Annotated in this window: 22 protein-coding genes; 10 read left to right on the top strand and 12 right to left on the bottom strand. The window is 66.4% G+C overall.

Going from position 1 to position 22,447, the window contains the following annotated elements; translation table 11 throughout:
* Window positions 1-3: 3 nt before the first annotated feature.
* The gene (gene ppk2, locus QRN13_RS04515) at window positions 4-753 is read right to left on the bottom strand and encodes a polyphosphate kinase 2 (protein ID WP_284876995.1); all 750 of its coding nucleotides are present in this window, start codon (window positions 751-753) and stop codon (window positions 4-6) included.
* A gap of 101 nt (window positions 754-854) precedes the next feature.
* On the opposite strand from ppk2, the gene QRN13_RS04510 reads away from it, so the two are divergent.
* Together QRN13_RS04510 and QRN13_RS04505 are read left to right on the top strand one after the other, a co-directional pair.
* On the top strand, window positions 855-1,616 hold the full coding sequence (locus QRN13_RS04510) for an extensin-like domain-containing protein (RefSeq protein WP_284876994.1): 762 nt from the start codon (window positions 855-857) through the stop codon (window positions 1,614-1,616).
* A gap of 196 nt (window positions 1,617-1,812) precedes the next feature.
* Complete coding sequence (locus QRN13_RS04505) at window positions 1,813-2,016, top strand: cold-shock protein (RefSeq protein ID WP_017505920.1); 204 nt, start codon at window positions 1,813-1,815, stop codon at window positions 2,014-2,016.
* A gap of 74 nt (window positions 2,017-2,090) precedes the next feature.
* Here QRN13_RS04505 and QRN13_RS04500 read toward each other — a convergent pair whose 3' ends face one another.
* Genes QRN13_RS04500 through QRN13_RS04490 form a run of 3 tightly spaced genes read right to left on the bottom strand, consistent with a single transcriptional unit; the run spans window position 2,091 to window position 5,845 of the window.
* Window positions 2,091-3,029 (bottom strand): DMT family transporter, encoded by a 939-nt coding sequence (locus QRN13_RS04500; RefSeq protein WP_284876993.1) that lies wholly within the window; start codon window positions 3,027-3,029, stop codon window positions 2,091-2,093.
* 57 nt (window positions 3,030-3,086) lie between these two features.
* A complete protein-coding gene (locus QRN13_RS04495; RefSeq protein WP_284876992.1) occupies window positions 3,087-5,261 on the bottom strand; it encodes a histidine kinase dimerization/phosphoacceptor domain -containing protein in 2,175 nt (724 codons plus the stop codon).
* Complete coding sequence (locus QRN13_RS04490) at window positions 5,258-5,845, bottom strand: biliverdin-producing heme oxygenase (protein WP_284876991.1); 588 nt, start codon at window positions 5,843-5,845, stop codon at window positions 5,258-5,260. Before QRN13_RS04490 ends, QRN13_RS04495 begins: the two co-directional genes overlap by 4 nt.
* Before the next feature lie 132 nt (window positions 5,846-5,977).
* Between QRN13_RS04490 and QRN13_RS04485 the strand changes: the two genes are divergently transcribed.
* Window positions 5,978-6,754 carry a transglutaminase-like domain-containing protein gene (locus QRN13_RS04485; protein WP_284876990.1) on the top strand — a complete coding sequence of 259 codons (777 nt, stop codon included), beginning with the start codon at window positions 5,978-5,980 and terminating at the stop codon, window positions 6,752-6,754.
* A 7-nt stretch (window positions 6,755-6,761) separates the two neighbouring features.
* On the opposite strand, the gene QRN13_RS04480 is transcribed toward QRN13_RS04485, so the two are convergent.
* Both QRN13_RS04480 and rpmB read right to left on the bottom strand, forming a co-directional pair.
* Window positions 6,762-8,492 (bottom strand): M1 family metallopeptidase, encoded by a 1,731-nt coding sequence (locus QRN13_RS04480; RefSeq protein ID WP_284876989.1) that lies wholly within the window; start codon window positions 8,490-8,492, stop codon window positions 6,762-6,764.
* 109 nt (window positions 8,493-8,601) lie between these two features.
* A complete protein-coding gene (rpmB, locus tag QRN13_RS04475) occupies window positions 8,602-8,898 on the bottom strand; it encodes a 50S ribosomal protein L28 (protein WP_026108540.1) in 297 nt (98 codons plus the stop codon).
* A 236-nt stretch (window positions 8,899-9,134) separates the two neighbouring features.
* On the opposite strand from rpmB, the gene QRN13_RS04470 reads away from it, so the two are divergent.
* Window positions 9,135-9,614, top strand: coding sequence for a DUF3617 domain-containing protein (locus tag QRN13_RS04470; protein ID WP_038294089.1), 480 nt, complete (start codon window positions 9,135-9,137; stop codon window positions 9,612-9,614).
* 73 nt (window positions 9,615-9,687) lie between these two features.
* On the opposite strand, the gene QRN13_RS04465 is transcribed toward QRN13_RS04470, so the two are convergent.
* Together QRN13_RS04465 and fdxA are read right to left on the bottom strand one after the other, a co-directional pair.
* On the bottom strand, window positions 9,688-10,218 hold the full coding sequence (locus QRN13_RS04465) for a CarD family transcriptional regulator (RefSeq protein ID WP_055753908.1): 531 nt from the start codon (window positions 10,216-10,218) through the stop codon (window positions 9,688-9,690).
* Window positions 10,219-10,518: 300 nt separating this feature from the next.
* Window positions 10,519-10,860, bottom strand: a complete 342-nt coding sequence (gene fdxA, locus QRN13_RS04460) for a ferredoxin FdxA (protein WP_017505910.1) — start codon at window positions 10,858-10,860, stop codon at window positions 10,519-10,521.
* 171 nt (window positions 10,861-11,031) lie between these two features.
* Here fdxA and QRN13_RS04455 point away from each other — a divergent pair, with 171 nt between their 5' ends.
* Window positions 11,032-11,658: a YceI family protein gene (locus QRN13_RS04455; RefSeq protein ID WP_284876988.1), complete on the top strand. Its 627-nt coding sequence runs from the start codon at window positions 11,032-11,034 to the stop codon at window positions 11,656-11,658.
* 71 nt (window positions 11,659-11,729) lie between these two features.
* On the opposite strand, the gene QRN13_RS04450 is transcribed toward QRN13_RS04455, so the two are convergent.
* The 4 genes from QRN13_RS04450 to QRN13_RS04435 are packed head-to-tail and all read right to left on the bottom strand — an operon-like array spanning window position 11,730 to window position 16,540.
* Window positions 11,730-12,005 carry an RNA-binding S4 domain-containing protein gene (locus tag QRN13_RS04450; protein WP_055806646.1) on the bottom strand — a complete coding sequence of 92 codons (276 nt, stop codon included), beginning with the start codon at window positions 12,003-12,005 and terminating at the stop codon, window positions 11,730-11,732.
* Window positions 12,002-14,500, bottom strand: coding sequence for a helicase-related protein (locus tag QRN13_RS04445; protein WP_284876987.1), 2,499 nt, complete (start codon window positions 14,498-14,500; stop codon window positions 12,002-12,004). Before QRN13_RS04445 ends, QRN13_RS04450 begins: the two co-directional genes overlap by 4 nt.
* Before the next feature lie 34 nt (window positions 14,501-14,534).
* Window positions 14,535-15,146 carry a response regulator transcription factor gene (locus tag QRN13_RS04440; RefSeq protein ID WP_284876986.1) on the bottom strand — a complete coding sequence of 204 codons (612 nt, stop codon included), beginning with the start codon at window positions 15,144-15,146 and terminating at the stop codon, window positions 14,535-14,537.
* Entirely contained in the window at window positions 15,146-16,540 is a 1,395-nt protein-coding gene (locus QRN13_RS04435; RefSeq protein WP_284876985.1) for a sensor histidine kinase, read from the bottom strand. The genes QRN13_RS04440 and QRN13_RS04435 overlap by 1 nt, the downstream gene beginning before the upstream one ends.
* A 351-nt stretch (window positions 16,541-16,891) precedes the next feature.
* Between QRN13_RS04435 and QRN13_RS04430 the strand changes: the two genes are divergently transcribed.
* The 5 genes from QRN13_RS04430 to QRN13_RS04410 are packed head-to-tail and all read left to right on the top strand — an operon-like array spanning window position 16,892 to window position 22,447.
* Window positions 16,892-17,569 (top strand): TorF family putative porin, encoded by a 678-nt coding sequence (locus QRN13_RS04430; protein ID WP_284876984.1) that lies wholly within the window; start codon window positions 16,892-16,894, stop codon window positions 17,567-17,569.
* A gap of 45 nt (window positions 17,570-17,614) precedes the next feature.
* Window positions 17,615-19,546 carry a methyl-accepting chemotaxis protein gene (locus QRN13_RS04425; RefSeq protein WP_284877041.1) on the top strand — a complete coding sequence of 644 codons (1,932 nt, stop codon included), beginning with the start codon at window positions 17,615-17,617 and terminating at the stop codon, window positions 19,544-19,546.
* Entirely contained in the window at window positions 19,546-19,821 is a 276-nt protein-coding gene (locus QRN13_RS04420) for an STAS domain-containing protein (RefSeq protein WP_284876983.1), read from the top strand. Before QRN13_RS04425 ends, QRN13_RS04420 begins: the two co-directional genes overlap by 1 nt.
* Window positions 19,818-20,183, top strand: coding sequence for a response regulator (locus tag QRN13_RS04415; protein WP_039246220.1), 366 nt, complete (start codon window positions 19,818-19,820; stop codon window positions 20,181-20,183). Before QRN13_RS04420 ends, QRN13_RS04415 begins: the two co-directional genes overlap by 4 nt.
* Window positions 20,184-20,212: 29 nt before the next feature.
* Window positions 20,213-22,447 (top strand): chemotaxis protein CheA, encoded by a 2,235-nt coding sequence (locus tag QRN13_RS04410; RefSeq protein WP_284876982.1) that lies wholly within the window; start codon window positions 20,213-20,215, stop codon window positions 22,445-22,447.

The following is a 22,447-nucleotide window of genomic DNA, read 5'->3' as shown; positions in this document are numbered from 1 at the left end:
CGATCAGCGCGCCAGCCTGCCCTTGGCCTTTCCGGCGGCGAAGACTACGTCCGGGTCCGGCGTCTTCACCTCGACGCTGGTGTGATTGAGCACTGACAGGATGTAACGGCCGATGTTCAACCGCGCCGTCTTCTTGTCGTCGGTGGCGACGACGGTCCAGGGCGCATAGTCGCGGTCGGTCTCGTCCAACATCCGGTCGCGGGCGTCGGAATAGGCGTCGAACCGCGCCTCGGCCTCGGCGTCCAGCGACGACAGCTTGAACTTCTTCAACGGATCCTCGCGGCGTTCCTTGAGCCGCTTGGCCTGCTCCTTGCGCGAGATATCCAGCCAGATCTTGATCAGGATGATCCCGTCGTCGGTCAGCATCCGCTCGAAGCGCGGGGCGTCGGTCATGAACTGGGCGTACTGCTCGGGCGTGCAATAGCCCATGACTGGCTCGACCCCGGCGCGGTTGTACCAGGACCGGTTGAAGATCACCGTCTCGCCCGCGGCCGGAAGGTGCGGGACATAGCGCTGGAAATACCACTGGCTGGTCTCGCGGTCGCTGGGTTTGGGCAGGGCGATGACGCGGGTCTGGCGCGGCGACATATGTTCGGTCAGGCGCTTGATCGCGCCGTCCTTGCCGGCTGTGTCGCGCCCTTCCAGCACGATGACCACGCGCGAGCCATGCTCGATGCTCCAGGCCTGGGTCTGGACGATGGCCAGCTGGATCTGCTCCAACTCGGCGTCATAGGCGTCGGATTTCTTTCCCATGGCAAGAGAGTGGGCCGAGGGCCGGCAGAGAGCAAGGGCGAGGGAGCCGACTGCGAAGCTGGGCGTTAAGGCGCCGGGCCCGTCCGGCCTGCGAGGGCCGAATGAAGCGCGATCTGGCGGACATGTGGAATCTGGTGTGGGAGCTGGCGTTGCTGGTCTGCGCTGGCTTTGCGTTGTTGAACGCCTTCGCTCCGCCCCAGGACCTGCCGTGGAAGCCGCTGGATCTGGATCGTCCGCTGGGCCGCGCGACCACCGCAAAGGTCGCCGCCTTCGATGTGCCGACCGCCGCCACGCCCGAGGCTGTCGAAGGCGCGACCGAGGCTTGTATGCAGGCGCTGCGCAATGCGGGGGTTCAGGTCGAACGCGCGCCCGACCGCGACGACGGCGGCTTCTGCGTGGTGCGCGGGGCGGTGCGGATCACGGGCGGAGAGGTGACGCCGCTGGCGCCGTCCGACGTCGTCATGCAGTGCCCGCTGGCGGTCCGCTACGTCATCTGGGATCGACAGGTGCTGCGCCCGGCCTCGCGCGACATTCTGGGCTCGGCGCCCGCGCGGGTGGAGAACTACGGCACCTATTCATGCCGCCGCATCTACGGCTCGCAGGACGAGACCGAGCGGCCCAGCGAACATGCCAAAGCCAATGCGCTGGATGTCGCAGCGGTGACCTTGAAGGACGGTCGGAGCGTCAGCGTTCTGAACGACTGGCGCGGCGACGGGCCGGCGGGCGAGCCGGGCGGCCGCTTCCTGCACGCCTTGCGCGACGGGGCCTGCCAGCTGTTCTCGACGGTGTTGACGCCCGACTACAACGCCGCCCACGCCAACCATCTGCACATCGACGGGGCTGCGCGGGGCCTCTGTCGTTAAGCCTGAATGCGTCCGGTGCGACTCGCTTTGCTGTTGACCGTCTGGAAAAGCCGGGTGACAACATCGCTGCAGTCCGGATTTCGCGTGGGGTCCAAACCCGCGTTTCGCTCCTTCGCCTGAACGAGCTGTCCAGATGGATTGTCGGGTCACCTCGAGGGGGATCCGCCTGGAAAAGCGCGTTTACGGAGACGCAGACATGGCGACCGGCACGGTCAAGTGGTTCAACCCCACCAAGGGCTACGGCTTCATCCAGCCCGATAGCGGCGGCTCCGACGTGTTCGTTCACGTCACCGCCGTTCAGAAGGCCGGACTTCAGGGCCTCGATGAGAACGCCAAGGTCGAATACGAGCTGGAAAACCAGCGCGGCAAGACCTCGGCGATCGACCTCAAGGTTCTTTAAGTCGATCCAGCCTTCAAGGCTTAGGGACAGGCGCGGCGGCTTCGGCTTCCGCGCCTGTTTTCTTTTTGCCTGGGCTACAGCGCTTTGCGCTGCTTGATCCCGTTCGTTGAATCTTCAGCGGCTGCGGCGTTGACCGTCTTCGCCCTCTGCGACCGCTGCGCCAGGACGATTGCGCCTAGCACCAGGGCGCCGCCCAGGGCCTGAACCGGCGTCATGGTTTCTCCGAAGATCCACCAGCCCAGCAGGCCCGCGACGACCGGCTGGATCAGGATGGTCACGGCGGTGACCGAGGCCGGCAGCTTGCCCAGCGCCCAGGCCACGCCGCCTTGTCCGAAGACGTGCATCACGCCCATGCCCACGCAGGCGGCCCAGCCGGCCGGCCCGGCGGGGATGACAGCCTCGCCCAACGCCAGGGCGACGATCAGCAGCAGGGGCGCGCCCAGCAGGGTCGCCCAAAACGTCACCCGCATCGCGCCGGCCGTGCGCCGCGCCGCCTGCACCGCCAGGAAATAGCCCGAGTACCAGACCGCCACCGACAGGGAGAACAGGTCGCCCAGCATCGGATTGGTCCCTTGTCCGCCGTCTGCGCCCGCCGCCATGGCGAAGGCGCCGCCCATGGCCAGGGCCAGGGCCAGGATGAACAGCCGGTGCGGCCGCTCCTTTAGCACAAACCAGCCGAACAGGGTCACGACGACCGGCGTCAGGTTGCACAGCACCGTGGCGTTCGCGACCGAGGTCATGACGATGCCGTAGTGCCAGAAGCTGAGGTCCAGGGCGAAGAACAGGCCCGCCAGCAGCGCCCATTTCGACGGCACGCCGACGCCGCCCGGTTCGCGCGACGCCAGGATCGTCAGCAGGGGCAGGGCGAACAGGAACCGCCAGAAACCCGCGGCCGCCGGTCCCGTCTCGGTCAACCGCACCAGAATGGGCGCCAGGCCCAGCACGCTGGCCGCGATCAGCAGAACGATCAGCGCAAAGGCGCGCGAGGAGGGACGAAAGGCCATAGCGGACATGGCCCGGCTCTTACGGCGCCCTGCGACCTGACGCCACAGGCGCCGTCAGGCCGCGCCTTAAACGAGGGGGTCGATCCGCGACCGCAACGCGACGCTGAGGCCCGGCGCGCGGTCGCGATAGTCGATCGTCCCGTCCAGCTGACCGACCAGGCTCTTGATCATCATCGAGCCGAACCCCTTACCGGCCAGATGCCCGCCGGCGCCCTCGTCCTCCACCGTCATGCGGAAGAAGGCGCCGTCTTCCTGGAAGGCGATCCGCAGCGGACCAGGCTTGCCGCCGTAGGCGTATTTCTGGGCGTTGATGATCAGTTCCGTCAGGATCAGGCCGATGGTGATGGCGCGCCCTGGCTCGATGCAGACGGGGTCCAGATCGGTTTCGATGGCGGCGGCCCAGTCGGGCCCCATGCTGGAGCCCAGATCGCCGATCAGCTCGCCGATATAGCGGCTCATGTCGATGGTCGTGACCTGATCGCTCAGATACAGGCGACTGTGGACCGCAGAGACGGCGCGCACGCGACGTCGCGCCTCGTTCAGCGCGGTCGCGGCCGAGCCGCCCGCCTGTTCTCGCGCCTGAAGGCCCAGGAAGCTGGACACCAGCGTCAGGCTGTTCTGAACTCGGTGGTTCACCTCACGGATCAGATACTGCTGCTGCTCCAGCCGCAAGTCGCGCTCGGACAGGCGGTCCTGCAGCGATCGGTTCAGCCGTCGGATCTGATGGACCGCCGCGTAGTCGGCCAGTGCGTCCCTCAGCCGCGCGGCGGACTCGACGGCGGCAGGGCCCCAGCGGTGTGCGCGGCCCGAGACGGTGTCCGACCAGCTTTCGAACGAGGCGCGGGGCGTCAGAATGGCGTTGGGGCCAGTCTTCTCCGCCGTTGCGGGATTGCCGGCCCAACGCACCGTTTCCAGCACCTCTGAGCGGAACCACAGCAGCGAGACCGGCTGATCCAGAGGCAGGGTGACCGCCAGCAGACCGCTGGCGTGTGTCTTCCAAGCCTCGGCGGCGGGTAGAACCGAGGCCAGGTTGTGCGACGAGACGGGGCGCAGGCCCGGCCGTCCCGCCGCCCAGGCGGCGATGGCGCGTACGCCGTCTTCGGGCGGTGTATGGCCAAAGGTCTGGATATCGCCGTCGCTGACGATGGCCAGACCGTCCGCGCTGGTCAGTTGCATCAGGGCGTCAGCCTTTTCGGCCAGCGCCTCTCGCATCGGCCGGTCTGGCGACAGCCGCGAAAGCAGTTCGTCCTCCATCCGACGCAGGCGCGTGCGCTCGCGGTAAAGGTCGGCGTCGGTCCTGGACTTCAGCTGTCGCGCCAGATTACGCGCCAGGGCCGTGCAGCCCACGCGCAGCTCATAGGGCAGCAGTTTAGGCGAGGCGTTGTGGCAGGCCACCAGCCCCCACAGGGCGTCATCGACGATGATCGAAACGGACGCCGAGGCCCGAACGTCCATGTTGCGCAGATATTGCAGGTGGATGGGGGACACCGAGCGCAGGCCGCTGTCGCTCATGTCCAGCGGCGCCTCGCCAGGCGCGATAGGGCGCAGAGGCTGGGGCGTATAGCGGCTGTCGGGAATGACCCGCACGGGGTTGCGCAGATAAAGGGCGCGCGCCTGCTGCGGGATGTCTGTGGCGGGGAAATGATGGTTGAGGAAGGAGCCGGACCCATCGGCGCGGCTTTCGGCCACGACCTGACCCGCCTCGTCGTCCTGGAAGCGATAGATCATCACCCGGTCGAAACCGGTCAGGCGACGGAAGGCGTCCGCCGCCCGCTCGCACACCGTCTGGATCGTCACCGCCCGTTCCAGCGCGGCGCCGGCGGCGTCCAGGTTGGCGATCAGATCGACGCCGAGCCGGGCCTGCTGCGAGCTCTGCTCGACCTCGATGATCATCAGATCATTGATCGTGCCGGAAGTCGTCCCCGGCGCACGATGCACCACAACGTCGTATTCCAGACGATTGGTCGCGCGCCAGCGACAGGCGAAGCCAGCCTCCTGATGCGCGGCCATGGCGCGCACGGCCCGGTCGGCGACATCGCCCAACACGTCGGCGACGGTGCGGTCGATCCAAACCTTACGGCCCGTCAGCTCCTCGATCGCGCCCGCCCCCTGGCGGATGGTCAGGGATTGCAGATCCAGCACCAGCATGAAGCCGTGCGGTTGGATCGATTGAGGAATGTGGATCGGCTCGCGATCGCACTCGTTCAGCGCGGCGTCGGCCAGGTCGAGCGTCTCAGTCATGCCGCGGCCTCCTGCGGCTGGGGTTGCAAGGTGCGGTGGGCGAAGGCGAAGCCGTCGACGCCGCCCTTCACCACCTGATCGATCGTGACAAGGCCGCTAACGCAGGCCCGGTCCAGCAAATCCATGAAGGCTCGCCAGCGTGCGCCGGTTTCTTCACCATAGGGATCCAGAAAGCCGAGGCCGTCCAGATCGCGACCCTCGGCGGCCAGCCGGCGTCGAATGATCCGACCGCCCAGCATCGACCCTTCGGCCACATAGACCCAGCCCAGGGCTTCGCCGGCCGAGGCGGGCGCAGCCGGACGCGCGGGCGGAGAAATGCGCTGACCCAGTATCGTCAGGTCCTGGGCGATCCCGTTCGCACGTGATCGCGGTTCGAAGCTCGTGCCCAGTTCGGCGTTCAACGCCGCCGCCAGCGGATGGCTGAGCGGCTCCAGTCCGGCATGGAAGCGGTAAAAGGCCGCGACGGTCTCCGCCCGCGTGGCGGGGTCCGAAAGACGCGGCTCGATCCGGGCCTGGACTTCCAGGGTTTCGTGGGCTGAGGCGGTGGCTTCCCGAAGAGCGAGAAGGGCAGGGGAAGCAATCATGGGGCTCAGATTAACACACTGTCTTGTCTTGTCGATTTGCACAGGCCAGAAGGCGCGGACCACCACGGAACGGCCCAGACCGCGTGGCGTTCACCAGCAACCTTCTCATCTCCCTTTGATCGGCAGATTTTCATGAAACTGCGCGTCCGCGCCGAACTCGTCTATCGTTTCGATCCGCCGACGGACGCCATCTACAAGATCCAGGTCGCGCACTGGCCGGGCCAAGACATTCTGGACGAAACCCTGACCTTCGACCCGCCGGTCGATTTTCACGAAGACGAGGACGTCGACTTCGGCGCCCGCACCCTGCGTTGCCACGTCGGGGGCGAGGTCAAGCTAACCTATGAGGCGGTGGTCGAGAACGGCGTGTTGAAGGGCCTGCCGCCCAGCGTATCCCAGCATGACTGGGGCGAGCTGCCCGCCGAGGTCCTGCCCTATCTCCAGCCCAGCCGCTATTGCCCGTCGGATCAGTTCGGCCGCTTCGTGACGCGCGAGTTCGGCGACACGGCGGGCGGCGCGCGTGTGCTGGCGATCCTGAACTGGATCACCGAGAACGTCGATTACGAGCACGGCGTGTCGGACACCGAAACCACGGCGGCGCGCACCTTCATCGACCGGGCCGGCGTGTGCCGCGACTTCACCCACCTGGGCATGACGCTGTGTCGGGCGTCGGGCATTCCTGCGCGCGCGGTCAGCGCTTTCGCCCACCAACTCAGTCCGCCCGACTTCCACGCCCTCTTCGAGGTCTGGCTCGACAACGGCTGGTGGCTGGTCGATCCGACGGGCCTGGCGCCGGTCGAGGGTCTGGTGCGGATCGCCTGCGGGCGCGATGCGGCGGACATCGCCTTCCTGACGACGCAGGAGCGCTGTCAGATGGTGCGCCAGTCGGTGACGGTGGCCGAGGCCTGACCGGCCGCTACTTCGGCTTCTGCGCCGCCTTATAGGCCTGAAGCTCGTCGATCACGTCCATCTGGCGCAGCACCTTGTTCTGCGGATCGATCAGGACATGGGCGCCGGCCGGAACCGCGATCTGGCCCCGCCCGCCGGTCATGGCCACGGTTTGAACGCGCCCGTCGATCTCGATCTCCAGCGGCATGGGGAAGATACCGCCGTCGCCCGTCGTCCACTCCAGCTTCAGCACATTGCCGTCGCGGGTCTGGGTCAGCATCGGCAGGGCGGCGTTGTAGAGATAGCCGCGGAAGAACCAGCCGTAGTCCCGGCCCGTAAAGTCGTTGATGATCGCGAGGAAGTCTCCAGTCGAACGATAAAGCGGCGCGAAGTTGCCTGGTCTGGGGTCGGCTCGCCCATAGACCAGACGCGTGACCGCATCGTGGAAGGCGGCGTCGCCGATCAACATCCGCAGCGAATGACTGATCAGCGATCCCTTGGAATAGATGTCATTGCCCGGCCCAACGTCGCCTTTGTAGACCTCGTCTTCGGTCTTGGGCGTACCTGAAACGACGGGATATTTGTTGATCAAACCCTCGCGCTGATTGGCCAGTTCGCGCTGCATGTAGCGGTCGCCGAGCAGCCAGCGGGCGTAGAGCGGCTGCATATAGCTGCCCAACCCTTCGTGCAGCCACATGTCGTCGGCGTTCTGATTGGTCAGCTGGTTGCCGAACCATTCGTGGGCGAACTCGTGCTGCAACAGCCAGTCATAGCCTCGCCCGTCGATCTTGTAGCTGTTGCCGTAGGCGTTGATCGTCTGGTGCTCCATGCCCAGGTGCGGGGTCTCGACCACGCCCATCTTCTCGTCGCCGAAGGGGAAGGGGCCGACGGTGGCTTCGAAGAAGTCCAGCATCTTTGGAAACTGGGCGAACAGGGCCTGGACCTGTTCGGGGGTGTCCGATTTCAGATGCCAATATCGCATCGGGATCGTGTTGCCGAACCGGCTGGCGTAGTCGCCCGACACCTCTTCGTATGGCCCCACGTTCAAGGCGATGGCGTAGGTGTTGGGCGATTTCGCCGACCAGTTCCAGGTGGTCCAGCCGTCGCCGTGATCGACCTTGCCCAGGAAGCGGCCATTGGACGGCGCCGACAGGGCCGACGGGACGGTGATGTGCAGATCGACCCGGCCCGGTTCGCCGTGCGGGCTGTCGATGCAAGGCCAGAAGATGTCGCAGCCCTCGCCCTGAACCGCCGTGGCGATCCATGGCTCGCCCGACGGCGCGGTGGACCAGACGAAGCCGCCGTCCCAAGGCGCACGGGGCGCCACGCGCGGCTGGCCGACGTAGGCGACGCGCAGGGCTACCGACCGGCCCGTAGCCAGGGTCTCGGGCAGCTGCACCGTCAGCCGGCCTTCGGGGTTGGACCAGCGATCGACGGCGACCTCGACCCCGTCGATCTGGACCGAGGAGATGGTCAGCAGGGTGTCCAGTTCGACGACCAGAGCGGTCAGGGGCGCCTTGGCGGTGAAGTCCAGCACGGCGACCGCGTCGATGGCCTTGTCTTCGGGCAGGACCTTGATCGACAAATCGGCCTTGTCGAACTGCATCGCCTGCTGTTCCGGCGTCAGCGGCTGATCGGTGGCAAGAGTGAAGGCGGTCGATTCACGTGGCGTCGGCGTCGGCGCCGGCTGGGCGGCGGTGGCGCAGGCCGACAGCGTCAGGGCGCTGGCTGCCGCCAAAAGCAAAATCTTGATGCGCATGAAGCCGTCCCTCTCTGAGGTGACAGGCTAGCGCGAGCGGGCAATGGCGCAAAGAAAAAGGCCGGTGCTTCCACCGGCCTCTTCCAGAACTCTATGTCGCGGTCGCCGATCAGGCGGCGGCTTGTTCGGCCAGCTTGGCGCGAATCTGGCGCTTTATGCGCTGAGCGGCGATCGACAACTGCTCGTCGCGGGCCTTGACGATGAAGACGTCCAGGCCGCCCTTGTAGTCTAGGGTGCGCAGCGCGGCGTTCGAGATGCGCAGGCTGAACGTCTGGCCCAGAGCTTCCGACGTGACCTTGACCGTCTTCAGCGACGGCAGGAAGCGGCGCTTGGTCTTGATGTTCGAGTGGCTCACGTTGTGGCCGACCATGGGGCCGATACCGGTGAGTTCGCAACGACGCGACATCGTCAGATCCTTAAGGTGCGGCGTCCAGCCCGAGCGTGGGAGAGGACGCATGAAACAGTTGCGCGCGGGAACCAGCCCGCGCGAGAGGGGGCCGTATAAGGGAAGAGGCGGTTCGGCGTCAAGCCGAGTCTGGACGCATCGTCCCCACGCCTCGTTCAGCCGTCATTCAAATGCCGCCCTGTATGGCCCATATGATGAAGACCTCAAAAGAGACCCAAGCAGAACAGAAGGCTTTCATGTCCCGTCCGTCCTTGATCGACCGCCTGCCCAAGCGCGCGCTCGCCGTCCTGGCCCCGGTGATGGCCGGCGGCTTCATGCTGGCCTCGCCCGCCATCGCTCCGGCCCAGACCGCAGCTCAGTCCGAAGTCCTGCCCGGCTATTGGGAATACACCACCAGCGCGGTGGGCCAGCGCGACACCGAGCAGAAGTGTGTGCGGCCCAGCGAGATCAACCGATTCTTCGGCGGCCTGTCGACCAACAAGTGGCGCTGCACCTATCCGACCCGCGTGGTCGGCAACGGCAATGCCCGCTTCGAGGGAACCTGCCAGGACCGCAAGGGCCGTCGCATCGCCGTTCGCCTGAATGGGACCTACACGGAAACCAGCTTCAGCTTCCGTGGCGGCGCCCAGATCGTGCGCGGCACCCCCTATATCCCCGCCAGCATCACCGCGCGCCGCATCAGCGCCCAGTGCCCGGCCAACGCCGAATACTTCTGACCCCGGCTCTGCGACGCATCAAAAAAGGCCCCGGGTCGCTCCGGGGCCTTTTCTTTAGTCGGAGACTCGAAGCTTAGGCGGCTTCGGCGGTCGGGATCGGCTTTTTGGCGCTGAGCGACTTGGCGAGCAGCTCGACGGCGGCGTCCTTGTCGATCTTGTTGGCGGCGGCGACTTCGCGCGCCATGCGGTCCAGGGCCGATTCATAGAGCTGGCGCTCCGAATAGGACTGTTCCGGCTGGGTGTCGGCGCGGTGCAGATCGCGAACCACTTCGGCGATGGAGATCAGGTCGCCCGAGTTGATCTTGGCTTCGTATTCCTGGGCGCGACGTGACCACATGGTGCGCTTGATGCGCGCGCGGCCCTTCAGGGTGGTCAGGGCCTTGGTCACGACGTCGTCGGCGGCCAGCGAACGCAGGCCGGCCGTGACGGCCTTCTTGGTCGGGACGCGCAGGGTCATCTTCTCGTGGTCGAAGGTCACGACATAGACCTCCAGCGACATGCCCGCGACTTCTTGGGTCTCGATCGCCGCCACCTTGCCGACGCCGTGCGCCGGATAGACGACCGCGTCGCCAACCTTGAACTCCAGACCAGTCTTGCTCGTCATAATCGTCCTTTCCCGGTCAGGGCCGGGCGAAACGAAGGCGCAGGAAACGCAAACAGGATCTCATCCGCCGGATCGCTCCGTCGGAGGGGATGATGTTGGGCGTCAAAAGCGGAAACGGATCACCAAACCTCTGGCCGATCCCGTCTAGGGCGGGATTCTGTCGCAAACACGGGCGGCGCGAAGATTTCGCGGACCGCCCGATCCAATGAAACAGAACCTATCACAAATCTGCGGAATTTCAAAACGTCCACAGGGCGGACGTGCAAATGCGGCAAGGCTTGAGCGCCGCCAGTCCTTGAATCAGGAACCCTTGCCCGGCTTGGGGCTGAAGTATTTCTCGTATTTGCCGGTTTCGCGCTCGTACTGCTCGCGGTCGGCGGGGGGCGTGCCCTTGACGGTGATGTTCGGCCAGACCTTGGCGTATTCGGCGTTGACCTGAAGCCATTTGCCGTCGGGCTCGTCCTCGGTGTCCGGCACGATGGCGTCGACCGGGCATTCCGGTTCGCACACGCCGCAGTCGATGCATTCGTCCGGCGCGATCACCAGAAAGTTCTCGCCCTCGTAAAAGCAGTCCACCGGACACACCTCGACGCAGTCCATGAACTTACATTTCACACAGGCGTCGGTGACGATGTAGGTCATTGGGCGAAAAACGGGTGTCGGTCTGTGGGCGGGAGGCCTGCGACATGGCGGCCACGCAACCAACTGTCAACAGCGCGGCTTAAGGCGAGAGCCATTCGCAGCGCCTTGACAGAACCGCGCCCAATCGCAACTGTATTGATTGCATATCCGCCCCATCGACAGGAACTCCCCATGCGCACCTCCTTCACGAAATACGCCGTCGCCGGCGCCGCCGCCCTCAGCCTGATCGCCGGCGGCGCGGTCGTGGCTCAGGCCGCCCTGACCAAGAACCCCGCTGAAGTCACCGCCGGGAACTACGATCTGGATTCCGGCCACGGCAAGATCACCTGGTCGGTCAATCACTTCGGCCTGTCGACCTATACGGGCCAGTTCGTGAACGTGAAGGCGGAGCTGAAGCTGGACCCGGCCAACCCGTCGGCCTCGACCCTCACCGCGACCATCCCGCTGACCGACGTGGCGCCCAACGACGACCGTCTGAAGGCCCACTTGCAGACCGCCGACTTCTTCGACACCGCCCAATACCCGACCGCGACCTTCGTCTCGCGCTCGGTCACGGTCGACGCCGATGACGCCAGCGAAGCGACCGTGGTCGGCGATCTGACCCTGAAGGGCGTGACCAAGCCCGTCACCATCGAGGTCGAGTTCAACGGCGCCGGAACCGTCATGGGCGCCTATAAGGCGGGCTTCGACGGCGAAGCCACCATCAAACGCTCGGACTTCGGCATCAACTACGCCCTGCCGGCCGTCTCTGACGAGGTGAAGCTGCACATCGAAGGCGAGTTCGTCATTCAGAAGTAGGGCTTGCCGCGCTGCGCGCGACTTGAGGCCGTTCTTTTGGGCCTACCGCGCGTCGCGCTGCGTGAGCCCATTTAGACCGTAAGCGAATACAGGGCGCGGGCCTCTTCGGCAGGCCCGCGCCTTTCGCCCAGCCCCTCGACCTTCAGGCTGGTGACGCGTCCGTTCTGGGCGAAGGTCAGTAAGTCGCCGACGTGAACGCATCGGCTGGGCTTGTCGAGCCGCGTCTCGCGCCCCTGATGCGTCAGCCGCACCGCCCCCCGCTCCACCAGATCGGCCGCCAGGCCGCGCGTCTTCACGAACCGCGCGCGCCACAACCAGATATCGATGCGACAGGCGTTCTCGTTCAAGCCTTCGCCTTTCGACGCGGACGACGACGCTTGGGCCGCGCCGGCGGCGCCTCCGTCAGGGCGGCGAGGGCGGCGAGGGCGGCGAAGGGCGAGTCCTTGACGATTTTCGGCGCTGCGCCCGGCTTGTCGGGCAGGCGGGCGCGTTCGACCTTCAGGGCGGCGATGATCTGTTTCGCTTGATCGGCGCGCCAGCCCAGATCGGTCAGGGCCTCGTCGGACAGCCGGCCGTGATTGGCGGCCCGCAGCTCGGCCATCTTCTCCAGCGTCTCGACCGGCGTCAGCCACCGTCCCGCCAATCGCAATCCGTGCGCGGACAACAGCCGCGCCGACGGCGTCCCCACCGGGGCGGCGATCAGATCGGGCGTCGCCGGGATCAACGGCGCGGCGACGAAGGCCTGGGCGAAATTGCGCGCGCGCGGCTTCTGAAGACCGGGCAGCCACACCGAATGCACCCCGATGCGGATGGCGAAACTGCGCAGCGTGCGGCGCTCGACCTGACTGAGCGCGGCCAGATCGCGTTCGACCTCGCGCCGGTCGATCACGCCGCCGGCCTCAATCAGACGAAAGGCGATGCCCCTCGGCAGACCTTTCAGCGCGCCGCTCTCGACCGCCTGACGCAGCCGTCGCAGATCGCGCAGCGCACGGCCCGCTTCCGCCGCCAGCCACGCCTCGATCCGGCGCTGGGCGCGCTCGCGGGCGGGCGTCGGTCCCAGATCGCCCAACAGACGCACGGAGGGCGTAAACGGATCGACCCCCTGCGGCGTCGCATTGATCTGCGCCGTCAGCACGCCGCGCCACAGCACCGCCCCGTCCGGCGTGACCGAAAACCCGTCGTCGGTCTCGGCCGCCAGACGCCCCAGCCGTCGATTGATCTCGGGCGTCACCGCACGCACAGCCGCCTGGCGCAGGGTGCGGTCTTCCAGGGCCGAAGAGCCCTTCTCCATCTGAAAGCGCACGCCCTCCAGCTGGCCGACGACCTGGCCCTCGACCGTAACCTCGCCGTCTTCTGCGACGCCTGCAAACGTGTCTTCGCGCACGTTCAGCGCTCGCATCAGGGCGGTCGTTCGGCGATCCACAAACCGGGCGGTCAGCCGCTCGTGCAACACGTCGGACAGCCGATCTTCCAGCGCGCGGGTCTTGTCGCGCCAGCCTTGCGCGTCGTGGACCCAGTCCGGCCGGTTGGCGATGTAGGACAGGGTACGCACCGCCGACAGCCGCGCCGACAGCTGGTCGATCTGACCGTCGTCACGATCCACGAAGGCGAAGCGCGGCGCCATCCAGTCGTCGGTCAGCCGACCCCGCTTGCCGGTCAGGGCGTGGAAGACGTCCTTGGCCAGCCGGGCGTGTTCATCCAGCGTCGTCTTTTGGAAGTCGGGCAACTGGCATGCTTCCCACAGACGCATGACCGCCCCGCGCGAGCGCCCCACGCGCGCGATTTCCTCGTCCTTGATCAGGCGACGCAGCAGGGTCTCGTCCAGCGCCTCCGCCGTCAGGCTCAGCCCCGATCGTTGGGGCGTCACCGTCAGCGAGCGCAGCAGGTCGGGCAGGGTGTCGAAATCCAGCCGGGCGTTACGCCACTCCGCCGCCTCGATCGGATCGAATCGATGCTCGACCACCTGTTCGACCAAGTCGGGGTCCAGATCCTCAGCCTCGGCCGTGACGCCGAAGGTGCCGTCGCGCAGATGCCGGCCGGCCCGCCCGGCGATCTGGCCGATTTCATGGGCGTAAAGCCAGCGGGTGCGCCGCCCGTCGAACTTTCTCAGGCCCGCGAAGGCGACATGGTCCACATCCATGTTCAGCCCCATGCCGATGGCGTCGGTGGCGACCAGGAAATCGACCTCGCCCGACTGATACAGGGCCACCTGAGCGTTGCGGGTGCGGGGGGACAGGCTGCCCATCACCACGGCCGCGCCGCCGCGTTGACGCCGGATCAGTTCAGCGATGGCGTAGACCCGGTCGGTCGAGAAGGCGACGATGGCGCTGCGGCGGGGCAGGCGTGTCAGTTTCTTGGAGCCCGCATAGGACAGGGTGGACAGCCGGTCGCGCGTCACGATCTCCACGTCCGGGACCAGGCGGCGGATCAGCGGCTCCATGGCGCCGGCGCCCAGGAACATCGTCTCGAACCGGCCGCGCGCGTGCAGAAGCCGCTGGGTGAAGACGTGACCCCGCTCGGGGTCGGCGACCAACTGGATTTCGTCGATGGTCAGAAACTCGACCGATCGCTCCAGCGGCATGGCCTCGACGGTGCAGACGAAATAGTGCGGGCGCGGCGGGACGATCTTTTCCTCGCCGGTGATCAGGGCGACGGCCGCCGCGCCGCGCTGTTTGACGATCCGCTCGTAGATCTCGCGCGCCAGCAGGCGCAGCGGCAGGCCGATCATGCCCGAGGCGTGACCCAGCATCCGCTCGACCGCCAGATGGGTCTTGCCGGTGTTGGTGGGCCCCAGGACCGCAGTCACGCGGGACGGGGCGAGGCCTGCGGACCGGTCGCTCATGTCGCGACTAAGGTGGCGACGAATCTCGTCCGGCTCAAGCGTCGCCGGCGCGCATTCCGATCCGAACCAGGGTGGACAGGTTCGCGGCGTGCATTTTCGTCATCACCTTGGCGCGAAAGATTTCCACCGTGCGCGGGCTGATCTCCAGCCGTTGGGCGATCTCCTTGTTGGAACAGCCGTCGATCAGGGCGTCGAACACCTGCCGCTCGCGCGGGGTCAGGGTGTCCAGTCGGGCCTTGGCGTCCTCGCGCGCGATCCGCTCGGCCTCAAGACTGGTCAGGGAGGCCAGACAGCTGGAAACCGCGTCCAGCATTCGCTGCGGATCGAACGGCTTTTCGACGAAATCCACGACGCCCGCCTTCATCAACTGAACCGCCAGCGTCACCTCGCCATGACCCGTGATGACGATCACCGGCCAGGTGTCGCCGCGCAGGCTTTTCAAACGCCCGACCAGTTCGGAACCCTGAAGCCCCGGCATCCGCACATCGGTGATGACGCAGGCGCTGCGGTCTTCGGGCAGATTGCTCAGGAAGTCGTCGGCGCTGAGGAAACTGCGCGCCCGATACCCAGCCCCGCGCAGCATCAGCACCAGGGCGTCGCGCATGGCGGGGTCGTCGTCGATTATGAAAACGGAGTGCGGGCTCATCAGATTTCGGACTCCGTTGGACGCGGCAGACGAAACGAAAAGGTCGCTCCACCCTGAGAATTCCGGCTGACGACCAAGGTCGCGCCATGGCTCTCGACGATTGAACGCGTGACCGACAGCCCCAGGCCCATGCCGCCGGCCTTGGTCGTCGCCATCGGGTGAAAGATGCTGTCGATTCTGTCTTCGGCGATGCCGTCGCCATTGTCGCACACCGCGATCTCATAGCCGTCCGCGCCCAGCGTCCGGCCGGTCACCGTCACCCGCGCGCCCTCGCGTCCGATGACCGCGTCCACGGCGTTGCGCACCAGATTGGCCAGCGCCTGCTGAATTTGAATGCGGTCGGCCAGAACCTGATCGTCGTCTTCTTCCACATCCAGAGCGATCGTCGTGTCGGTGTCCTGTCCCGTCAGGGCGAAGACCGGCGCCAGGTCCAGGACAATCAGCGAGGCGCGCTCTTCGGTGAAGGACCGCGAACCTGTCGCGACCTGTTCGCGCATGCGCCGGATGATGTCGCCCGCGCGCAGCAACTGGGTCTTGGCCAGGTCGATGGTCTTGGCCGGCCCCTCCGCCACCGTCCCCAGCCGGGTCAGTTCGGCTTGGCCGGCGTGTAGATAAACGGTGGCGGCGGTCAGCGGCTGGTTCAGTTCGTGGGCCAGGGTTGCGGCCATTTCGCCCATCGAGTTCAAACGCCAGACGCTGCTGAGCTTGTCGTTCAGGTCGCGCTCGCCCTTGCGGATCGTCTCGGCCTGGCTTTGATCGCCCAGCGTCAGAACGATGTGTTCGGGAGCGATGTCATCGGGCAGGACGTTGGCGTGAAGCGTCAGCGGCGGCCCGGGCGTGTCTAAAGTCCCGCTCGTCCAGGGGCCGGAGGATGGGCTCAGCACCTCGCCGCCTTGGCGAGCCTTCGCCAGGGCCGCGTCGTCGAAGCCGGGCAGCAACGATCCGAAAGGCTGCGCCATCGCCGCCTCTCGATCCACACGCAGCAGATCGGCGGCGGCCGGGGTCACGCGGCGCGTGCGTCCTTCACGGTCCAGGGTCACGATCGGCGTCGTGGCCACGATGGTGTCGAGCAGCATCTCGCGCAGCGCCAGATCGCGCGTCAGGGCGCGGGCCTGTTCCAAGGCGTCGATCAGCCGACGACAGACCTCCGCGATGACCCAGGCGATGACCGCAAAAAGCGCGGCGTTGGTCGCCGCATCCAGCACGCTTTCGCGATGCACCAGCCACAGATTGGCCCCGATGGCCAACAGGATCGCCAGCGCAACCGCCCCTCTTTGCGCCAGCAGAGCCGTAACAATCACCGCCGGGACCAGCGGCAGATAATAGAAGTTTCCAAACGATTCGAGCGCGCTACGAACCAGCGTCGCCACAAGGACAGCCAGGCACGCGATCAAGACCCCGCTCCACCATGTCCTGGACCTGAAGATCATGCCTTCGTGCTGTTCCTGGGCCGCTGGATATATTTCACCGGAGTATGAATGGGAATGCGAAAACTCGCCAAACCTTGGGCTGACGGGCTTCGCCGCTTTTCTGACAACTTTCGTATAGGCCCGTTTCGATTACGTGAACATACGTATTCGCTCAAAATCGGTTTGGAGTGACCAGCACCCCTGCCGATGACGCAGCTCGGACGCTGGGCGACACACCTCATGGGTTACGCAATCCTACATACGGTCCGGTTCAGATTTAATATTAATCATCGCCTCATCCTTGGGCTTCAGAATGCAGAAGCTTCAGGGATCACCATGTTTCGTTCGTCAGCTTTCTTTGTAGTCGCGGCAGTAGGCCTCGCAGCACCGATCACGTCCCAGGCCCAATCGTTCGGCCTCGATGTCGGTGTCGCCAGCCAGTATGTCGGCAAAGGGCTGGGCAAGAGCAATCAGGACGTTGCGCCTTTCGCCAAGGCGGAAGCCAGCTTCGGAGAAGGCTACGCCAGCGTCTTCGTCTCTGACGCCGCCGGATCTCAAGGCTACGACCTGGAAATCGTCAGCATGGTCGGTTGGCGACCCAAGGCGGGCGGTTTCACCTTCGATCTGGGGGTCATGAACCGCGACCTGCCAGGGTCGCGCGCCGGCGTCGACAAAAACTACTGGGAATATCAGGCGGACGCTTCACGCAAGCTGGGCTCCGTGGCGACGCGCCTGCGCGTCAACTATTCGCCCGACGGCTTCGCGGCGACGAAAGAGGCCTGGTGGCTGGAGCTTCAAGGCACGGTCTCCGTCGCCGCCAAGACAAAGATTTCGGCCGCCGTCGCCAACCGCATGGCCGACGGCGGTGTCGACTACAACGCCTGGAACGTCGGCGCCAAACAGAAGCTGACCGACGCCTTGGCCGTCGATCTGCGCTGGTATGACACCGACCGCCACAGCGCAGGCGAGCCCTATGAGGGTCGCCTCGTCGCCGCCGCCACCTATTCGTTCTGAGTTACCGATCCACCGGGGGATGCTGAGTTGAACTTGATTGAAAATATGCCCGTCGGCCGCAAGCTGTTCGCGGCCTTTGGTCTCGTTTTGGCGGCGATCGCCGTCATGGGCGTCGTCGTCGTCACGAGCCTGCTCCAGCTGGAGAAGGCCGGCGAAGTGCGCACGGTGGAAAACCAGGTCAATCGCACCACGGCGACGGCCGAGTTCTACATGGCGCGCCAGGAGAACGCCTTCCGCGGCTACCTTCTGTCTCAGGATCCCTACTATATCGAACGCGTCGATGCGCACCGCGCCAAGTTCCTGGCGGCCATGGACGAGCTGCGCGGCGAACTGCCCGCCGACCGCGCCGCCTTGGTTGACAAGGCGGTGGAAAGCAATTCGACTTGGTACAAGAATGTCGTGGAAGCCGGTTCTGCGATGGTCCGCGACGGTCGCGCGGCCCAGGCCGTTCAGATGGTCGGCCGCAACGGAACGGCCGACAACTACGTCGCGCCGGTCGAAGACACGATCGACCAGATCAAGAGCGCCAATGATGTGGCGCGCAAGGCCTCGACCGAGGCTCAGGCCGCCGCCAGCAGCACCGCGCTGATCGCCACGATCGTGGGCCTGATCTCGGCCCTGGTGATCGCCCTCATCGCGGGCTTCGTCGCGACGCGCTCCATCGTGCGCCCGATCTTCACGATGATCGGCTATATGCAAAAGCTGATGGCCGGCGACACCGACATCAAGGTCGCCAGCGCCGAGCGCAAGGATGAGTTCGGCAAGATGGGTCAGGCCATCGTGGCCTTCCGCGACGCCGCGATCGAAAAGGTCCGCGTCGAACAGGACGCCTTGGCGCAGCGCTCGATGTCCGAGCAGGAACGCGCCGAACGCGAGGCCGACAAGGCGCGCGAAGCCGCCGAGGACGCTCAGGCCATCGGCGCTCTTGGCGAAGGTCTTTCGGCCATGGCGAACGGAGATTTGACCTACCGGATCGACATCGAGTTCAGCGCCAAGGCCGCGCAGCTGAAGACGGATTTCAACGCCGCGATCTCCCAGCTGCAGCAGGCCGTCTCGGTCGTGGTCAACAACGTCTCGGGCATTCGTTCGGGCGCCGGCGAAATCTCGCAGGCCGCCGACGACCTGTCGCGCCGCACTGAACAGCAGGCCGCCTCGCTGGAGGAAACCGCCGCCGCCCTGGATGAAATTACCGCCACGGTGAACAAGACCGCCTCGGGCGCCCGCCAGGCTTCGGATGTTGTTCAGGCCGCGCGCGGCGACGCCGAGAAGAGCGGCGTGATCGTGCGCGACGCCGTCCAAGCCATGACCGCCATAGAAAGCTCGTCCACCCAGATCAATCAGATCATCGGCGTCATCGATGAGATCGCATTCCAGACCAACCTTCTGGCCCTGAACGCCGGCGTCGAGGCCGCTCGTGCGGGCGAGGCCGGCCGCGGGTTTGCGGTGGTCGCGTCCGAAGTTCGCGCCCTGGCCCAGCGTTCGGCCGAAGCCGCCAAGGAGATCAAGACCCTGATCTCGGCCTCGACGGGTCAGGTCGGCTCGGGCGTCAAACTGGTCGGCGAGACCGGCGAGGCCCTGCAACGGATCGTGGACCGCGTCGCCGAGATCGACAGCCTGGTCACAGAAATCGCGGCCTCGGCCCAGGAACAGGCCGTCGGTCTGGCCCAGGTCAACACCGCCGTGAACCAGATGGACCAGGTCACCCAGCAGAACGCGGCCATGGTCGAGCAGTCCACCGCCGCCAGCCATTCGCTGGCCCAGGAGGCGGAAAGCCTGCAAGCCTCGGTCGCCCAGTTCCGCGTCGGGGCCTCGTCGCCGCGCGCCGCTGCGCCCGCGCCGGTTCGCACGCCTGCGCCCGTCGCCAAGCCCGCGGCTCGCTCCAGTCACATGGTCGCCGCCCTGAAGACCATCGGCCGTGGCGGCGCCGCGCCCAGGCCTCAAGTCACCGCCGCCGAAGACGGTTGGGAGGAATTCTGATGACCGAAAACCTGATCCTTTCCGACGTGCTGGACCTGAATGCGGCCGAGCCTCTGAAGGCCGAACTGCTGGCCCTGCGCGGTCATCCGGTGGTCCTGGACGCCTCTGCGGTTCAGCGCCTGGGCGGCCTGTGCCTTCAGATCCTGCTGTCGGCGCGAAAGACGTGGGCGGCCGATGGCGTCAACCTAAGTTTAGGGTCTGTGTCCCAATATTGGACGGAACAATGGGCGGCCTACGGCGCGCCGGACTTCAACACCGAGGGGGCGTTGGCATGACCAAGACCGTTCTGACGATCGACGATTCACGCACCATGCGCGACATGCTGCTGATGGCGCTGGAAGATGCGGGCTATACCGTGATCCAGGCAGTGGACGGCGTGGACGGTCTGGAGACCCTGGCGTCCAAGGGCGCCGATGTCATCATCACCGACATCAACATGCCGCGCATGGACGGCTTCGGCGTCATCGAGGGCGTCCGCGCCGATCCGAACCACCGCACGACCCCGGTGCTGGTGCTGACGACCGAGAGCGACGTCGAGAAAAAGGCCCGCGCCCGCGCCGCCGGCGCCACCGGCTGGATCGTCAAGCCGTTCGACCCCGCAAAGCTGGTGGACGCCGTCCGCCGCGTCGCCGCCTGATCGCCTGAAGCCCGCCGGACCCCGACCTAATGGACGCCTTCGAAGCCATCAAAGCCACCTTCTTCCAGGAATGCGACGAACTGCTCGCGGACCTGGAAGCCAAGCTGATGCTGCTTGAACAGGGTCAGACCGACCTGGAGACGATCAACGCCGTCTTCCGCGCCGTCCATTCGGTCAAGGGCGGGGCAGGGGCCTTCGGCCTGGAGGCTCTGGTCCGGTTCGCCCACGTCTTCGAGACCCTGATGGACGAACTGCGCGCGGGCCGTAAGCCGTGCGACGCCATCACCATCAAGACCCTGCTGCGCGCCTCCGACGTGCTGGCCGATCATATCCAGGCCGCCCAGGGTCTGATCCCGCCGGTGGACGAGGCGCGGTCCGCCGCCCTGGTCGCCGAAATGCAGGTCCTGACCCACGGCGGCGAGGCGCCGGTCGAGGTCGAGGAAGACGAAGATGACTTCGGCTTCACCCCCATGGCCTTCGACATGGCGCTGGACGAGCCTGCGCCCCTGCCCATCGCCGATCTGGGCGCGGACGCGCCGTCGGTCGGCTGGCGCATCGTGTTCAAGCCGATGGGCCGGATGTACGTGAACGCCAACGAGACCAGCCTGCTGCTGCGCGAACTGGGCCGCCTCGGCCCGGTCACGGTCGTCGTGGACGACAGCGAGACGCCGACGCTGGACGCGCTGTCGATCGAGGACGGCTGCCTGACCTGGACCGTCGATCTGGCCGCCGCCGTCGATGAGGCGGCCGTGCGCGAGGTCTTCGACTTCGTCGAAAGCGACTGCGACCTGACCGTCACGTCCCTGGGCGCCGGCGGCGCAACCGACATCGGCGCGTTCGACGACGAACCGGCCGCCGTCCTGCCCGCCAGCGACGATCTGGATATCGCCGCCCTGCTGGCCAAGGCTTCCGGCGCCGCCGAGCCGGCGGCCGAAGTGGTGCCCTCCGCCGCCTTGGAGCCCGAGCCGGCCCCGGCGCCGATCATCGCTACGCCCGTCGTTGAGCCCGTCGCCGCACCCGTGGCGGCGACCCCCGCGCCGGCTTCCGCTCCTGTCGCGCCCGCGCCGGTGACGATCCGTGTCGATCTTGATCGGGTGGATCGCCTGATCAATGTCGTCGGCGAACTGGTCATCCAGCAGGCCATGCTGTCGCAGCGCGTCCTGGAAAGCGGCCTGGCCCGCTCGTCGGGCATCGCGCTCGGCCTCGAAGACCTGGAACTGCTGACCCGCGAGATCCAGGACAGCGTCATGGCCATCCGCGCCCAGCCGGTGAAGTCGGTGTTCCAGCGTATGCCGCGCCTGGTCCGCGAAGTCGCCGACATGGTCTCCAAACAGGTCCGTCTGGTCACGGCCGGCGAGGACACCGAGGTCGACAAGACCGTGGTCGAACGCTTGGCCGAGCCCATAACCCATATGCTGCGCAACGCCATCGACCACGGGCTGGAAACGCCCGAGGAGCGCGTCGCCGCCGGCAAGCCCGCCGAGGGCACGGTGCGTCTCGCGGCTCTGCACCGCTCGGGTCGGATCGTCATCGAAATCTCCGACGACGGCCGCGGCATCAATCGCGAACGCGTCAAGAAGATCGCCGTCGACAAGGGTCTGATCGCCGCCGACGCCCCCCTGACCGACGAACAGATCGACAATCTGATCTTCGCGCCGGGCTTCTCCACCGCCGCCGTCGTGTCCGACATCTCGGGCCGGGGCGTGGGCATGGACGTGGTCAAACGGTCGATCCAGGCCTTGGGCGGTCGCATCTCCATCAGCTCGGTTCCGGGCAAGGGCTCGACCTTCACCCTCAGCCTGCCGCTGACGCTGGCGGTGCTGGACGGCATGGTCGTCGCCGCCGCTGAACAGACGCTGATCGCGCCGCTGCCGGCCATCGTCGAGAGCCTGACCCCGCAGGCCGTCGACCTGCACTTCGTCGGCGGCGTGGATCCCGTCATCCGCTTCCGCGATCGCTTCCTGCCGCTGATCGACGTGGCCCTGATCATGGGCTTCCGCGAACAGCCGATGAACCCGACCGAAGGCGTCGCCGTGGTCGTCGAAACCGAAGGCGGTCAGCAGGCGGCCCTGCTGTTCGACGCCATCCAGGGCCAGCGCCAAGTGGTCATCAAGAGCCTGGAAACCAACTACCAGCAGGTCGAGGGCGTCGCCGCCGCCACCATCCTGGGCGACGGGCGCGTGGCCCTGATCCTGGATATCGACGTGCTGGTCACCGACATGCGCCGCAAATCCGTCCGTCCCGACTTCAAGCTCGCGAGCTGA

Origin of the sequence: Brevundimonas sp. MEB006b, assembly GCF_030209705.1 — a bacterium.
GTDB lineage: Bacteria > Pseudomonadota > Alphaproteobacteria > Caulobacterales > Caulobacteraceae > Brevundimonas.
The sequence above is the reverse complement of the archived record's forward strand: the minus strand, read 5'-3'. Positions and strand labels throughout refer to the sequence as shown.

What these genes read in the sequence shown, in the direction of transcription:
- ppk2 (WP_284876995.1), bottom strand. Translation starts at nt 753, where the DNA reads ATGGGAAAGAAATCCGACGCCTATGACGCCGAGTTGGAGCAGATCCAG.
- QRN13_RS04510 (WP_284876994.1), top strand. Translation starts at nt 855, where the DNA reads ATGAAGCGCGATCTGGCGGACATGTGGAATCTGGTGTGGGAGCTGGCG.
- QRN13_RS04505 (WP_017505920.1), top strand. Translation starts at nt 1,813, where the DNA reads ATGGCGACCGGCACGGTCAAGTGGTTCAACCCCACCAAGGGCTACGGC.
- QRN13_RS04500 (WP_284876993.1), bottom strand. Translation starts at nt 3,029, where the DNA reads ATGTCCGCTATGGCCTTTCGTCCCTCCTCGCGCGCCTTTGCGCTGATC.
- QRN13_RS04495 (WP_284876992.1), bottom strand. Translation starts at nt 5,261, where the DNA reads ATGACTGAGACGCTCGACCTGGCCGACGCCGCGCTGAACGAGTGCGAT.
- QRN13_RS04490 (WP_284876991.1), bottom strand. Translation starts at nt 5,845, where the DNA reads ATGATTGCTTCCCCTGCCCTTCTCGCTCTTCGGGAAGCCACCGCCTCA.
- QRN13_RS04485 (WP_284876990.1), top strand. Translation starts at nt 5,978, where the DNA reads ATGAAACTGCGCGTCCGCGCCGAACTCGTCTATCGTTTCGATCCGCCG.
- QRN13_RS04480 (WP_284876989.1), bottom strand. Translation starts at nt 8,492, where the DNA reads ATGCGCATCAAGATTTTGCTTTTGGCGGCAGCCAGCGCCCTGACGCTG.
- rpmB (WP_026108540.1), bottom strand. Translation starts at nt 8,898, where the DNA reads ATGTCGCGTCGTTGCGAACTCACCGGTATCGGCCCCATGGTCGGCCAC.
- QRN13_RS04470 (WP_038294089.1), top strand. Translation starts at nt 9,135, where the DNA reads ATGTCCCGTCCGTCCTTGATCGACCGCCTGCCCAAGCGCGCGCTCGCC.
- QRN13_RS04465 (WP_055753908.1), bottom strand. Translation starts at nt 10,218, where the DNA reads ATGACGAGCAAGACTGGTCTGGAGTTCAAGGTTGGCGACGCGGTCGTC.
- fdxA (WP_017505910.1), bottom strand. Translation starts at nt 10,860, where the DNA reads ATGACCTACATCGTCACCGACGCCTGTGTGAAATGTAAGTTCATGGAC.
- QRN13_RS04455 (WP_284876988.1), top strand. Translation starts at nt 11,032, where the DNA reads ATGCGCACCTCCTTCACGAAATACGCCGTCGCCGGCGCCGCCGCCCTC.
- QRN13_RS04445 (WP_284876987.1), bottom strand. Translation starts at nt 14,500, where the DNA reads ATGAGCGACCGGTCCGCAGGCCTCGCCCCGTCCCGCGTGACTGCGGTC.
- QRN13_RS04440 (WP_284876986.1), bottom strand. Translation starts at nt 15,146, where the DNA reads ATGAGCCCGCACTCCGTTTTCATAATCGACGACGACCCCGCCATGCGC.
- QRN13_RS04430 (WP_284876984.1), top strand. Translation starts at nt 16,892, where the DNA reads ATGTTTCGTTCGTCAGCTTTCTTTGTAGTCGCGGCAGTAGGCCTCGCA.
- QRN13_RS04425 (WP_284877041.1), top strand. Translation starts at nt 17,615, where the DNA reads ATGCCCGTCGGCCGCAAGCTGTTCGCGGCCTTTGGTCTCGTTTTGGCG.
- QRN13_RS04420 (WP_284876983.1), top strand. Translation starts at nt 19,546, where the DNA reads ATGACCGAAAACCTGATCCTTTCCGACGTGCTGGACCTGAATGCGGCC.
- QRN13_RS04415 (WP_039246220.1), top strand. Translation starts at nt 19,818, where the DNA reads ATGACCAAGACCGTTCTGACGATCGACGATTCACGCACCATGCGCGAC.
- QRN13_RS04410 (WP_284876982.1), top strand. Translation starts at nt 20,213, where the DNA reads ATGGACGCCTTCGAAGCCATCAAAGCCACCTTCTTCCAGGAATGCGAC.